Source organism: Streptomyces sp. NPDC002467, from assembly GCF_042889825.1.
In the GTDB taxonomy this organism is placed as follows: Bacteria; Actinomycetota; Actinomycetes; order Streptomycetales; family Streptomycetaceae; genus Streptomyces.
Genome location: NZ_JBIARJ010000015.1, coordinates 172,109 through 185,195 on the forward strand (window position 1 = coordinate 172,109; position 13,087 = coordinate 185,195).

The following is a 13,087-nucleotide window of genomic DNA, read 5'->3' on the forward strand; positions in this document are numbered from 1 at the left end:
GCGTGGAACTCCCGGTCGGTCGGTGCTGCTGGTTGTTGACGTGTCACCTATAAAAGCGAGGGATTGATGACATGTCAACCAGGTAGGTGATGTGTCATCGATCTGGCTAGAGTGCGGACATGACCGCCGCATCGGAGCCGCCGCGCTGGCTCACGGAATCCGAGCAGGACGCCTGGTACGCCTGGCGTCGGATGTTCCCGCTGGTCAACGCGGAGATCGCGCGGGATCTGAGTCAGGACAGCGCCCTGTCCGAAGCCGACTACGACGTCCTGTCGATGCTCGGCTCCAAGGACGGCCACCGGATGCGGATCAGCAAACTGGCCGAAATGATGCACTGGTCGCGCAGTCGGCTGTCCCACCAGCTCACCCGGATGGAGCAGCGCGGCATCGTCCGCCGCGAGGACGTCGCCGCCGACGGCCGGGGCGCCGAGGTGGTCCTCACCGAGGCCGGCGTGGAGACGATCACCACGGCGGCCCCGCTCCACGTCGAGTCGGTGCGCCGCCACCTGATCGACATCCTGACCCCGCAGCAGCTCGCCGTCCTCGGCGAACTCGGCGAGACCCTCCGCATCCGCCTCGGTGCCGAACGCAAGGCGCCCCGGTCCTCGGGTTAGGGCCGCCAGCTCACGCGGTGTTCCGCCAGGTGGGCCAGGACCGAGTGGTTCGCCTCCCAGCCGTCCGGGAACTTCACCGTCACCCCCAGCTGCACCGGTTCCGTCGACGGATGGTCGTCCAGGAGTTCCGCTATGCCCGCGCGGGCCACGACCACGCAGGCGTGGCGGTGGCGGGAGGCCAGGACGCACAGGCGGCCCGTCTCCAGGTGGAACGCCGTGGCGTCCGGGCGGCCCGACAGCGGGTGGAGGACCACCGTGAGGTCGTACTCGCGGCCCTGGAGGCGGTTGGCGGTGTCCACCGTGACGCCCGTGACCCCGAGGGCCGACAGGGCGGCGCGGACCGCGGCCGCCTGGTCGCGGTGGGCGGTGCCGACCGCGATCCGGTCGGCCGTGAGCGGGGTGGGGTCCGGGGACTGCTCGTCGGTGGTGACCGTCCCGCGGTCCAGCGCCCGGCGGACCACCAGGGCCACCGCCGCCACCGCCTCCGGGTCGGTCCGCGGGGTGTGCCGGGCGGGCAGCTCCAGCAAGCCCCAGCCCGACTCGGCGGCCTCGTCCAGCACCCGGTCCGGGCCGGAACCGTCCGACGGGACCCCGTACGACATCCGCCGCTCGCCCGGGCCGGTACCGCTGCGGAACCGCGTGTACGGGTAGAAGGCGCGCGAGACCAGCGGCGCGGCCGACGACGGCAGCCGCCAGGACACCGGGAGCCGGTGCTGGGGCAGCCCCGGGTTGTGCGCGAGGAGGGTGGACACCGCCGACGCCGAAGGGTCGTAGGAAAGCCCCGCCCACTGCTCGGCGCCGACCACGCTGAAGGGGTCCAACTGCCCCGGGTCGCCCACGAACAGCGCCCGCTCGAACAGGCCCGCCACGGCCAACAGCGCGTCGGAGCGCATCTGGTACGCCTCGTCGACGATCGCGTGCTCCCAGGGCTCCGCGTCCTTGACGTAGGCCCACTTCGCCGCCGTGGAGATGGTGATGGGGAGTTCGGCCAGGTCCCCGGGCTTGGCGGAGAGGGTGACCGAGGGGAGCTCGCGCAGCGCCGGGTCGTAGGCGTCACCGTCGCTGCTGTGCAGCCGGCCGACCTTCAGCTCCGGATCCTTGTCGGCGAGCCGCAGCACCAGGTCGTCGACCTGGGCGTTCGTCTGCGCCACCACCATCAGCCGGCGCCCGGCCGCCGCCAGCTCCCGGGCCGCCCGGACCACGAGCGTGGACTTGCCGGCGCCGGGCGGGGAGTCGACGACCACGCCCCGCTCGGCCCCGTACAGGGTGTCGCGCAGGATGGCGGCCGTCGCCTCGGCGGCCGCCGCCCCCGGGTCGAAGGCCGCGGAGGAGTCGATCGCGGTCACAGGAGGTCCTCGTCGGTCACGGAGTCGGGCAGTACGGGGGCGGTCAGGTGGCCCGGCGGCCCGCCGTGCGTCCACGGGGTGTTCTCCGGGTCCGGCAGCTTCGGGCCGCCGCGCGCGTCGTGCTCGAAGAGCGTCCAGCACACCCGGTCGCCCTTGTCCGGCACGGACCCCGGTTCCGGATCACGGCCGCGGCCCATCTTGTCGAGCAGCCTCAGCACGACCAGGCCCTCGCCCTCGTACCGCACGAACTGCGCCGACTGCGGACGCCCGTCCAGCGAGCGGAACACCTTCGCGCCGCCCCCGTCGCCGATTTGCGGCCGGTCCTCCGTGGCCACCGTCACGAGCGGGCGCGGGCTCGGCCGCTTCGCCTCCGTCCACTCCATCACCACCTCGGTGACCTCACCGGCGAAGGCCTCGCCCGACAGCCGTCGACCCGCCATGACCAGGGGGTCGTCCAACGCCTCCTGGGCGTCCAGCCGCACTTGCTCCGTCTCGCGCGTGGCCAGCTTCTGAGCCGCCGTCACCGCGTCGTCGTGGCGCGGCTGCGGCGGTTCGCCCGCCCGTACGCGGTCCCGGTGGCCCGTGTACGACCAGCGGTCGCGCGTCCAGCGCTCCTCGGCCCGCTCGCCGGGGGGCAGGGCGCGGGCCAGGTCCAGGGCCCGCCACACCGCGTCCCAGGTCGGCCGCATCTGCGCCGCCACGAGGACCCGTACGCCCTCCTCGGCGCGGGACACCGCCCGCTCGTCGCGGGGCTCCGCCGTGCGGGCCGCGTCGTAGCGGGCCATCGCCGGGGCCAGCAGCTTGTTGTCGAAGGCCGGGTCGGTGGCCGGACCGGCGGGCGGCACCAGCAACTGCCCGTCGCGGTCCCGGCCCAGCTCGGCCCGCTCAGCCGACGCGGCGCCGGATTCGCCCTCCGGGGGCGCGATCCAGGCCAGGAGGGCGCCCAGGTGCTGGTCCTCCAGGTTGCTCTGGCCGGTCGCCCAGTGCCGGGACAGCAGATCGGTCGCCGACAGCAGCATCGAGGAGCCGGGCACCCGCGAGCGCTCGGCGAGGTGGGTGAACCAGCGCCCCAGCAGCGGCACCCGGGCCGGGGCCGGATACGGATTCTCCGGATCCTCCTCGGCCGTGCGGCGGAATCGCATCGACCGCCCCAGCAGCCGCACGTACTCGATGCCCGCCCGGCTCGGCACGACCAGCTGCGGTGCGTCCAGGCACAGCTCGGCCTCGACCTTGGACCGCTTCCCCGTCTCGGGATCGGTCTCGTTGCGCTCGACGAGCTCCACGGCGTCCGCGTACCCGTCGATGTGGTCCAGCACGTGCACGGCCAGGTCCGCGAGGAACGTCCAGCGCAGGTCGCGGTCGCGCGGCTGCGGTATCACGAAGACGTGCGGATCGTGCCGGTCGGTGCCGACCATCGCGCCCAGCGGGGCGCCGGCCTCACCGGCGGTGGTCAGCGGCACGAAGACCAGAGGGTTCTCGCTCAGGTGGCGGTGGCGCACGGTCGCGAGCGGCTGGGCGCGGCCCGCGCGGACGGCCTCCAGCCGGGCCAGGGTGTTCAGCAGGGGCATGCCGCGCCCTCCTCGGCCGAACGCAGGGCCTCGGCGCGCAGCCGGGCCGCCTGGTGCAGGGCCTCGGCCGTCGGATCGCCCTCGGGGCCCGCCCCGGAGGCGGCCGCCGCGAGGGCCGCCTCGATGGTGGTCAGCGCGCCGAGTTCACCCCGTACGGAACGGCCCAGCGAGGTCACCTCGCCCGCGGCGCGGGCCCGCTCCCGGCAGTGGAAGGCCAGCTCGCAGGCGGCCAGGCACTCGGGGGCGTACGAGGCGTCCACCGCGGCCACGGCCTCGGCGAGCTCCTCGGCGGTGCGCTCCGGGTCGAAGCTGAGGCCCTCGGGGAGGGCGGCGGCCAGCTCGTCGACCCTGGTCAGGCGTTCGAGCTGGCGCAGGGTCACCGAGCGCTCGCGACGGATGTCGACGGCGGAGGCGGTGGGCAGGTTGGAGAAGTCCTTCGGGCAGACCAGCAGCACGGTGTGCCCGACCTCGGCGCCCGCCAGCTTGCGGGCGGTCTTCTCCAGGGCGAGCACGTACACGGCGGCCTGGCGGGCGGCTGCGCCCACCTTCGCGGAGTCGGCGGACCCGTCGATCATCGGGAACGACTTGATCTCCACGACCGTCCAGCGGCCGTTGGGGTGGACGACGACGGCGTCCGGCTCCAGGTAGGCGGGGGACCCGGCCACCTCCAGGGCCAGCATCGGATGGTCCAGCAGCGTCCAGGCCTTCGCACCGGTCGCCTCGCGCAGCGCCAGCGCGGTCCGGGCGGCGCGGCCCTCGGGGCCGGCGGCGGCCAGATCGGGGACGAGCGCGCCCCGGCCGGGCGGTTCGGAGCCCGCGCCGAGGTGCTCGTGCACCAGCCGCAGCAGCTCGGCGCCGCCGTCGCCCTTGACCTTGGCCTCGAAGGAGTTGCCGCGCACGATGGCGAACTGCGACTGCCCGAAGGCGGCGGGCGAACCGAGGGCGGAGGCGAGGACGGTCTTGTCCACGCCGGCGCCGTCGAGCAGGGTGCGTCGGCCGCATCCGGGGTTGGCGGCGAGCGCGGCCAGCGCCCGGGCGTCGAGCGGGCGCGGGGGCACGGCGGGGCCGCGCAGACCGGCGAGCCGCTGCCGCAGCGTGGTCGGCTGCGCAGGGCTGCTGGGCGGGTAAGAGCTCACCCGCGGAAGTGTCCCATCCGCCACTGACAATCGGGGGCTTCGTCCGGAAAACGGCGGTGGGATGATGTACGGACGATCAGCCGCACCACCGGGAGAACTCACATGGCCCCCCGCATCCTGCTGGCCCGTCACGGTCAGACGGCGTGGTCCAAGCTCGGCAAGCACACCGGACGCACGGACGTGCCGATGCTGGAGGAGGGCCGACAGGGCGCGAAGCTGCTCGGTGAGCGGCTGGCCCGCGAGCCGTGGAACGGCCTGCCGGGCGTGGAGGTCCGCACGAGCCCGCTGGTCCGCGCGAGCGAGAGCTGCGACCTGGCGGGCTTCGGCGTGCGGGCCGATCCGTGGGACGCGCTGATGGAGTGGGACTACGGCGACTACGAGGGCATGACCCCGGCCGAGATCCAGGCGGTCCGGCCCGGCTGGCTGATCTGGCGCGACGGCGTCCCGGGCGGCGAGTCGGTCGCGGACGTGGGGGCGCGGGCGGACGAGGTGGTCGAGTGGGCGCGTTCCGCCGAGCGGGACGTCCTGGTCTTCGCGCACGGCCACATCCTGCGGACGCTGGCCGCGCGGTGGCTGGGCTTCGACGTCTCCTTCGGAGCGCGGATCCGTCTGGAGCCGACGTCGCTGTCGGTGCTGGGCTGGGCGTACGGGTCCCCCGCGCTGGAACGCTGGAACGACACGGGGCACCTGGACACGTAGCGGCCGTCTGCCCGTGCGGCTCGAGGATCGGGGCTCCGCCCCGGACCCCGCGCCTCAATCGCCGGCGGGGCTGGGTGTGGCCGCGGTCGTCTTCCCGTGCGGCTCGAGGATCGGGGCTCCGCCCCGGGCCCCGCGCCTCAATCGCCGGCGAGGCTGGATCTGCCGATCGGGGCCCCGAACCTGCGGCCCCTGCGCCATTGCCCGGCGAGGCCGGATTTGCCGGTCGGGGCCCGAGTCCTCAGGTCCTGCGCGGTGTCCCGGCGAGGACGAGGAGACACTCCGGAGGGCCCCCGGCCCGCCGACGCGCTCCCGAACCGCACCCCCCCCCAGCCCCGCCGGCGCTTGAGGCGCGGGGTCCGGGGCGGAGCCCCGGCAGCGGCGCCGCGCCCGGCAGCGGACCCCAGCGGCAGCGCCCCGGCAACGGCGCCGCGGTGGTCACACCGACACGTGCCGAGTGAGGAACGCGTCCACGCGGGGCGAGCGCTGGTGGGGAACCAGGACGCGGGCCGTTTCCGAGAGCATCGCGCGGATGCGGGTGGAGTGGACCTCGGTCAGCAGGTCCAGTACGCGCCCGCCCGCCCAGGCCGCCTCGTCGGGGGCTCCGGCGCGGGCCAGGTCGCCGGCGAGTTCGGCGGTGTAGAGGGCCACGTTCCGGGCGAAGTGCGGGTCCTGGAGGTCGGCCGCGCGCCGGGCGTGCCGGGCCGCGCGGGCGTGTTCGCCGAGGGCCGCCCAGCACCGGGACTCCAGCGATTCCAGCTCGGCCTCGCCGAAGAAGGACATCCACTCGGGGTCGGCGCCCGCCGGGCCCCGGGAGAACTCCGTGTGCGCCCGCGTCAGCGACTCCTCGCACGCCTTGCGGTCGGACAGCCCCGCCCAGCCCCCCGCCTCCCGCAGGGCCAGCAGGGAGAGCAGTCGCGGTGAGCCCAGCGAGCGGGCGGCTCGGCGGCCCGCCTGGGCCGCGCGTACCGCTTCGCGGGAGCGCCCGCAGTCCCGGGCCAGGAAAGCCATGTTGCTGAACGCGTGCGCCTCCAGGCCCGCGTCCCCCGACACCCGGGCCGTGGCGAGGGCCTCCGCGTAGTGCGAGCGGGCGTCGTCGAAGCGGCCGGAGTCGTGGGCCAGCCAGCCGACGGAGACGGCCAGTTCCCCGGCGCCCGCGTGCAGCCGGTCCTCGGTGGACTGCCGGGTGGCACCCGCGTCGAGGAGCGCGTACGCGGTGCGCAGCGGCTCGGCGGCCCTGCGGTAGAGGGCGTCCGCGCCGTGCCGGTCGTCGAGCAGCCGGATCTGGCGTACGGCGTCCTCGACGGCGGCGGCCTCGGACTCACCGGCGCGGGAGGGGAAGCGGCGGGTGTCGCCGAGCAGGGTGAGGCCGAGGGTCGCGGCCGCCACGGTCGCGGAGCCGCCCGCCATGAACGCGCGACGCAGCACGTCGCTCTCCTTGGATGGGGTGGGGGAGGTGAGGGGGGAGAAGGGGTCGGGGTCGCGTTGCGCCGAGCGGCCGCGGACGGCCTCCCGCGGGGAGAATCCGAGGTCGGCCAGGGCGCGGCCGGGGAACATGTGGAGGAAGACCCGCTCGTACGCGTAGTTGGGGCACCGGATCTCGCCGGACTCGACCCTGCCGATGTAGCGGGCGTCGCAGGAAACCGTTTCGCCGATTTCCCTCGCGGCCCGGCGCACCAGCGCGGCGAACTCGGCCGGGGAGTGCTGCCCGCGCAGCCGCCGGAACGTGGAGTTGGGTGAGTGGGGGGACGCCGCCATGGACGTGGCCTCTCTGGCAAGGAACCCAGCGCCGGTGCTGTGACGTGTGGGGTGGGGCCCGGCGCGCATGAACGTACCGTCAGCGGGGGGTGGTTGATGCGGTGTTTGGCTACAAAACGGATATCTCACCCGCGATCCGCCATGAACTGCCATCCTTTGCGGCGTCTTGCCGCCGCACCCGTTGACGTTCCCGTGCGTTGAACCCATGCGGATACGGATCGAGGAGGGGTTCCCCTTGGTGGAGGGCGGCATGGAGAGCACTGGAACGAACACCGCGCCCGAGCCCGGCCGGGCCCCGGCCCCCGGCCCGGTTCAGGCCCCGGCTCCGGGCCCGGATCTGGACCTGGTGACCGTGCCCGCGCGGCAGGGGTTGGAGGCGGTGGACATCATCCGCCGCGCCGCGAGTCCCTCCGGCGGGGTCGGGCCGGTCCTGCACGACGGGTCGGGCGACACCCTCGGCTTCCTCGTCCCGCCCGGCACCGCCGACGCGTGGGACCTGCCGGGCAGCGCGTGTACGCAGACGAACGGGCGTGGGGTGCGGTTCGGCGACGCCGTCTCGCCCACCTCGGGCGCCACGGGCTGGCTGCTCCCGCCGGAGGCCGTCGGGCCGGTCACCGACCCGGCGGTGCTGCGTGCGGCGCTCGGTGAGGCGGCCCGGCTGATCGAGGCCGCCGACAACTGTCGCTGACCAGCGATAATGGGGTCGTGGCGGGCAAGGACAGAGGCAAGGGCAGGCAGCGCGGCGGCGCCGAGGCGGTCGCCGGGCGGGTGGACGGCGGTCTGGCGGAGCTGGCGCCGGACCGGGAGCGTCCGGGTGCCTGGACGCTGCTGATCGACGGGGCCCCGCAGTCGCACGTGGACCTGGGCGACCCCGGGTACCTGGACTTCGCGTACCAGCGCCGGATCGGCCACCTGATCGACCTCGTCGCGCCCGCCCGGCAGCCGCTGAACGTGGTGCACCTGGGCGGCGGGGCCTTCACCCTGGCCCGCTACACCGCCGCCGCGCGGCCCCGCTCCACCCAGCAGGTCGTGGAGATCGACGCCGCGCTGGTGGCCTTCGTACGGGAGCACCTGCCGCTGGACCCGCAGGCGCGGGTCCGGGTCCGGGCGGTGGACGCGCGGGCCGGGCTGGCCAAGGTGCCGGACGGCTGGGCGGACCTGGTGATCGCGGACGTGTTCAGCGGCGCCCGCACCCCGGCGCACCTGACGAGCACCGAGTTCCTGGACGACGTACGCCGCGCCCTGGCGCCCACCGGGTGGTACGTGGCCAACCTCGCGGACGGCCCGCCGCTGACGCACCTGCGGGGGCAGATCGCGACGGCCGCGTCGCGGTTCGCGGAGCTTGCGCTGGCCGCGGATCCGGTCGTGTGGCGGGGGAAACGTTTCGGCAATGCCGTGCTGGTGGCCTCGGACCGAGAACTCCCGGTCGCCGAGTTCACCCGCCGGGTGGCGAGCGACCCGCACCCGGGGCGCGTCGAGCACGGCAGGGCCCTGGCGGACTTCGCCGGCGGCGCGGCTCCGGTCGCGGACGCCTCGGCGGTGGCCTCCCCGCAGCCGCCGCCGTCGGTGTTCCGTTAGGTGGGAGAGGGCCGCTGACAGGCCTTGTTTCCGACCCATCGGTCACGGATGCTGTAATTCGGATCACAGTATGATCGATCCGGGTCTCGTGCCGAGGCCACCGCCTGCACAGCCTGTGGGCCCCGCAAGGGGCTGCCTTTCTGCAACGCGTTTCAGGAGACACTGAAGTCATGTCTGATTCCTCCACGACCTCCGGTCCGTCCACCCCCGGCACCGAGGGCTCGGATTACACCCGCAGGCTGGCCCGGCTGGAGAAGTCGGGGATCAAGCAGCTGCTGCCCACGCAGGCGCCGTACAAGTGGAACCTGCAGCGGCTGAAGCTGGGACGCGTCCTGGACGTCGGCTGCGGCATCGGCCGCAACCTGCTGAACTGCGGTCCCGACAGCGTCGGTGTCGACCACAACCCGACCTCCGTGCAGACCTGCCGCGACCGGGGCCTGACCGCCTACACCCCGGACGAGCTGGCCGCCGCCCCGGACTGCGGGCCCGGATCCTTCGACAGCCTGCTCGCCGCGCACCTGCTGGAGCACCTGGACGAGGAGACGGTGACGTCGATCCTGGACCAGTACCTCCCGCTGGTGAAGCCGGGCGGCTCGGTCGTCTTCATCACCCCGCAGGAGGTCGGCTTCCGTACCGACGCCACCCACGTCCGGTGGGTCGGCTTCGAGGAGCTGCGCAACCACGCGAGCCGGGCCGGGATCGCGGTGCAGCGCACCTACTCCTTCCCGTTCCCCCGCCCGATGGGCAAGGTCTTCCCGTACAACGAGTTCGTGCTGGTGGGCACCGTCCCGGCGTGATCAGGGGTCGATGATCTCCACCGCCGGCGGGTGGTCGTGCCAGGTGCAGAACACCGACACCTCGCGGCCGTCCTTGGTGAAGGTGACCCGGATCCAGTAGTCCTGCTTCCACACCTGCATCCGCCAGCCGGCCGCGGGGGTCGCGGAGACCAGCTCGGCGGAGGACGCCCCGAGACCGAAGACGACCCGGCCGCCGGAGACCGGATAGGCCTGCACCTTGCCCGAAGCCTCCTCCTGCCTGCCCGCGCGGGGGGAGGCCGACGGCTTCGAGGACGACTTGCCGGCGGACGGATCGGTGGACGGCCCGGCGGAGGAAGACGCCGACGGGACGGGCTCCGGCTCATCCGACGGGGACGGCGACTGCTCCGGCAGTGACCGGTGCGTCGAGGAGGACAGCGGCTGGGCGGCGGCCAGCGGCACCGCGAGCGGCGGATCGTAGGCCGTGCCCGACATGACGGTGTGCACGCCCCACCACGACAGGGTCACCGCGGCCCCGGTCGCCAACACCCATGCCATGGCATGTACAAGTCCTCGTTGCATCAGGGCACATACTGCACCACCCGTCACAAGACCGTCCCGACACCCCGGGCAGTACCCCGAATGGGCTACGGTGCGGGCCATGGCAAGTGTGCTCGTGGTCGAGGACGACCAGTTCGTACGTTCCGCCCTCATCCGGCACCTGACCGAGGCCTCGCACACCGTGCGGAGCGTCGGCACGGCCCTGGAGGCCCTGCGCGAGGTCGCCCACAACCGCTTCGACGTGGTCATCCTCGACCTCGGCCTGCCCGACCTGGACGGGTCGGAGGCACTGAAGATGCTGCGCGGCATCACCGACGTGCCCGTCATCATCGCGACCGCGCGCGACGACGAGGCGGAGATCGTCCGGCTGCTCAACGACGGCGCCGACGACTACCTGACCAAACCCTTCTCCGTGGAGCACCTCTCCGCCCGGATGGCCGCCGTCCTGCGCCGCTCCCGCGCGGCCGCCGGCGCCGAACCGCCCTCCCGCGTGCTGCGCGTCGGCGGACTCGCCATCGACCCGCTGCGCCGTCAGGCCGAGCTGGACGGGGCCGTACTGGACCTGACCCGCCGGGAGTTCGACCTGCTGGCCTTCCTCGCCGGGCGGCCCGGGGTCGTCGTGGCCCGGCGCGAACTGCTCGCCGAGGTCTGGCAGCAGTCGTACGGGGACGACCAGACCATCGACGTCCACCTGTCCTGGCTGCGCCGCAAACTCGGCGAGACCGCCGCCCGCCCCCGCTACCTGCACACCCTGCGGGGCGTCGGGGTCAAGCTGGAGCCGCCGCAGTGAGCGGGCCACTGTGAGGTGGGCGCTGGTCAAGGTGTGCCTCGCGGTGACCGCCATGGTGGTCGTGGCCTTCGCGGTGCCGCTCGGCCTCGTCGTCCAGGAAATGGCCAGCGACCGGGCCTTCTCCAACGCGGAACGGCAGGCCGCCACCATCGGACCCACGCTGTCCATCACCACCGACCCGGTGCAGCTGCGCAAGGCCGTGGAGTCCACGCAGATGGGCGCCGCCCGGCGGATGGCCGTCCACGTGCCCGCGATCGGCGGCAGCGCCCCGGTGGAGATCGGCGGGGGCTGGGCCGGCGAACAGGCCGTGGCGGCGACCCGGCGGCTCGGGCGGGCCACGACGGCCTCCGCGGCGGGCGGGGGCTCGGCGCTGCTCCAGCCCACCGCCCTCGGCTCGGGGGACATCGCCGTGGTGGAGATCTTCGTACCGGAGAACGAGGTCAGCAACGGCGTCACCACGGCGTGGGCGATCCTCGCGGGCGTCGCCCTCGCGCTGATCGTCGGCTCGGTGGCGGTCGCCGACCGGCTCGGCGTCCGACTGGTCCGGCCCGCCGAACGTCTCGCGGACGCCGCCCACCAACTGGGCGAGGGCAGGCTCGGCGCACGCGTCCCCGAGGCCGGGCCGAAGGAACTGCGCTCGGCCGCCGTCGCGTTCAACGCGATGGCCGACCAGGTCGTGGAACTGCTCGCCAACGAAAGGGAGCTGGCCGCCGACCTCTCGCACCGGCTGCGGACCCCGCTGACGGTGCTGCGGCTCAACGCGGCCTCGCTCGGGGACGGTCCGGCCGCCGAACAGACCCGCGCGGCGGTGGAGCAGCTGGAGCGCGAGGTCGACACGATCATCCGCACCGCCCGCGAGCAGCGCCCGGCGACAGGGCTGGCCGGGGCGGGCGTGAACACCGGGTGCGACGCCTCCGAGGTGATCCGGGACCGGATGGCCTTCTGGTCGGCGCTGGCGGAGGACGAGGGGCGCGAGGTGCGGCTCGCGGGAGTGGACCGTACGGTACGCATCCCCGTGGCCCGGCCCGAACTGGCCGCAGCCCTCGACGCCATGCTCGGCAACGTCTTCCGGCACACCCCCGAGGGCACCCCCTTCGCGGTGGACGTCCACGACGCGGGCGACGCGGTCATCGTGCTGGTCTCCGACGCGGGCCCCGGCATCGACGACCCGGACGCGGCCCTGCGGCGAGGCAACGACGGCGCCCGCGACGGCTCCACGGGCCTGGGCCTGGACATCGTGCGCCGGGTCGCGGAGTCGACCGGCGGCGACGTACGGCTGGGCCGCTCGGTGCTCGGCGGGACCGAGGTACGGGTCTGGATCGGCCTGGACGGCCGTGACGGCGGCCGGGGCGGGGCGGGCGGCGCGCGGGTGCGGGGCGGCCGGCGCAAGCGGCGCGGACAGCAAGCGAAGTAATCGGGGGCGCGCCTTGCGGGCGGTATGTCCCCCTGTCGATACCGTCCGCTCCATGGACACCCTCATCTTCGGCGGGCTCCTCGCCACGCTGGTCGCCCTGTACCGGGAGTCGTCCCGGACGCTCGTGCTCGGGGCGTGGTGGGTCGTGCTGATCGCCGCGATCCTGCTGATGGCGCACCACATCACCAGCGGCCTCGCCCTGAACCTGAGCTACTGACGATGGCCGCGATGCACACCCTGCTTCCGCAGTCGGCGCCGACGACCGGCCTGCTCGGCCGGGTCCAGTACTGGTTCGCCTGCTTCTTCGCCATCGGCTGGACGGGGGTCGTCTGCGGCGGCCTCTACTACCAGTTCGGGCTGTGGGAGTACCCCTGCCCGCTCTGCGTCGTGCAGCGGATGTTCATGCTGCTGGCCGCGTTGGGCGCGGCGTACGTCCTGCGCACCGCGATGGCGCACGGCACGCTGTCCGGCCGCGACTACATGACGGGCTGGGGCATGTCCCTGGTCGCGGTGATCGCCGGCTCCTTCGCCTCCTGGCGGCAGACGATGCTGCACGTCCTGCCGGGGGACAAGGGGTACGGCAGCGAGGTCCTCGGGCTGCACCTGTACGTGTGGGCGTGGATCCTCTTCCAGGCCTCGGTGGTCGCCATCGGCATCGTCATGGCCTTCGCCCACACCACGGCGGCCCGCACCGTACCGGCGAACGTCCCCGGACCCCTGCGGACGGCCGGAACCTTCGCGCTGGCCTTCCTCGGCCTGGTCATCGCCGTCAACCTCGTGGCCGTCTTCTTCGAGGAGGGCCTCCACTGGTTCCTGCCGGACGACCCGAACCGCTACCGGTTCTTCCACGACGTGGGCGCCCCCGGCTAGT

General features: G+C 74.0%; 14 protein-coding genes. 9 read left to right on the forward strand and 5 right to left on the reverse strand.

Annotated features, from left to right (window positions below; translation table 11 throughout):
- Positions 1-119: 119 nt before the first annotated feature.
- Positions 120-614 (forward strand): MarR family winged helix-turn-helix transcriptional regulator, encoded by a 495-nt coding sequence (locus tag ACFYYJ_RS28420; protein ID WP_389136570.1) that lies wholly within the window; start codon positions 120-122, stop codon positions 612-614.
- Here ACFYYJ_RS28420 and ACFYYJ_RS28425 read toward each other — a convergent pair.
- Genes ACFYYJ_RS28425 through ACFYYJ_RS28435 form a run of 3 tightly spaced genes read right to left on the reverse strand, consistent with a single transcriptional unit; the run spans position 611 to position 4,664 of the window.
- Positions 611-1,960 (reverse strand): AAA domain-containing protein, encoded by a 1,350-nt coding sequence (locus tag ACFYYJ_RS28425; RefSeq protein ID WP_385124812.1) that lies wholly within the window; start codon positions 1,958-1,960, stop codon positions 611-613. The two genes, ACFYYJ_RS28420 and ACFYYJ_RS28425, sit on opposite strands and share 4 nt — an antisense overlap.
- Entirely contained in the window at positions 1,957-3,528 is a 1,572-nt protein-coding gene (locus tag ACFYYJ_RS28430; RefSeq protein WP_385124814.1) for a hypothetical protein, read from the reverse strand. Before ACFYYJ_RS28430 ends, ACFYYJ_RS28425 begins: the two co-directional genes overlap by 4 nt.
- A complete protein-coding gene (locus tag ACFYYJ_RS28435) occupies positions 3,516-4,664 on the reverse strand; it encodes a hypothetical protein (RefSeq protein WP_389136573.1) in 1,149 nt (382 codons plus the stop codon). The genes ACFYYJ_RS28430 and ACFYYJ_RS28435 overlap by 13 nt, the downstream gene beginning before the upstream one ends.
- A gap of 102 nt (positions 4,665-4,766) precedes the next feature.
- Between ACFYYJ_RS28435 and ACFYYJ_RS28440 the strand changes: the two genes are divergently transcribed.
- Complete coding sequence (locus ACFYYJ_RS28440; protein ID WP_385360943.1) at positions 4,767-5,363, forward strand: histidine phosphatase family protein; 597 nt, start codon at positions 4,767-4,769, stop codon at positions 5,361-5,363.
- A gap of 435 nt (positions 5,364-5,798) precedes the next feature.
- Here ACFYYJ_RS28440 and ACFYYJ_RS28445 read toward each other — a convergent pair whose 3' ends face one another.
- A complete protein-coding gene (locus tag ACFYYJ_RS28445) occupies positions 5,799-7,118 on the reverse strand; it encodes a tetratricopeptide repeat protein (RefSeq protein WP_385124818.1) in 1,320 nt (439 codons plus the stop codon).
- A 250-nt stretch (positions 7,119-7,368) separates the two neighbouring features.
- On the opposite strand from ACFYYJ_RS28445, the gene ACFYYJ_RS28450 reads away from it, so the two are divergent.
- The 3 genes from ACFYYJ_RS28450 to ACFYYJ_RS28460 all read left to right on the forward strand — a co-directional run bounded on the left by ACFYYJ_RS28450 (position 7,369) and on the right by ACFYYJ_RS28460 (position 9,493).
- Positions 7,369-7,806 carry a hypothetical protein gene (locus tag ACFYYJ_RS28450; RefSeq protein ID WP_385360940.1) on the forward strand — a complete coding sequence of 146 codons (438 nt, stop codon included), beginning with the start codon at positions 7,369-7,371 and terminating at the stop codon, positions 7,804-7,806.
- Positions 7,807-7,823: 17 nt separating this feature from the next.
- Positions 7,824-8,696 (forward strand): spermidine synthase, encoded by an 873-nt coding sequence (locus ACFYYJ_RS28455; RefSeq protein ID WP_389136579.1) that lies wholly within the window; start codon positions 7,824-7,826, stop codon positions 8,694-8,696.
- A gap of 170 nt (positions 8,697-8,866) precedes the next feature.
- A complete protein-coding gene (locus tag ACFYYJ_RS28460; protein WP_385360937.1) occupies positions 8,867-9,493 on the forward strand; it encodes a class I SAM-dependent methyltransferase in 627 nt (208 codons plus the stop codon).
- Here the strand turns inward: ACFYYJ_RS28460 and ACFYYJ_RS28465 are convergent, their stop codons facing one another.
- Complete coding sequence (locus ACFYYJ_RS28465) at positions 9,494-10,033, reverse strand: hypothetical protein (protein WP_385360935.1); 540 nt, start codon at positions 10,031-10,033, stop codon at positions 9,494-9,496.
- 79 nt (positions 10,034-10,112) lie between these two features.
- Between ACFYYJ_RS28465 and ACFYYJ_RS28470 the strand changes: the two genes are divergently transcribed.
- Genes ACFYYJ_RS28470 through ACFYYJ_RS28485 form a run of 4 tightly spaced genes read left to right on the forward strand, consistent with a single transcriptional unit; the run spans position 10,113 to position 13,086 of the window.
- On the forward strand, positions 10,113-10,802 hold the full coding sequence (locus tag ACFYYJ_RS28470; RefSeq protein ID WP_365171531.1) for a response regulator transcription factor: 690 nt from the start codon (positions 10,113-10,115) through the stop codon (positions 10,800-10,802).
- Positions 10,803-10,812: 10 nt separating this feature from the next.
- A complete protein-coding gene (locus tag ACFYYJ_RS28475) occupies positions 10,813-12,216 on the forward strand; it encodes a sensor histidine kinase (RefSeq protein WP_385124825.1) in 1,404 nt (467 codons plus the stop codon).
- 52 nt (positions 12,217-12,268) lie between these two features.
- A complete protein-coding gene (locus ACFYYJ_RS28480) occupies positions 12,269-12,433 on the forward strand; it encodes a DUF5993 family protein (protein WP_385124827.1) in 165 nt (54 codons plus the stop codon).
- Positions 12,434-12,444: 11 nt separating this feature from the next.
- Positions 12,445-13,086 (forward strand): disulfide bond formation protein B, encoded by a 642-nt coding sequence (locus tag ACFYYJ_RS28485; protein WP_385360929.1) that lies wholly within the window; start codon positions 12,445-12,447, stop codon positions 13,084-13,086.
- The last annotated feature ends 1 nt before the right edge of the window (position 13,087 follow it).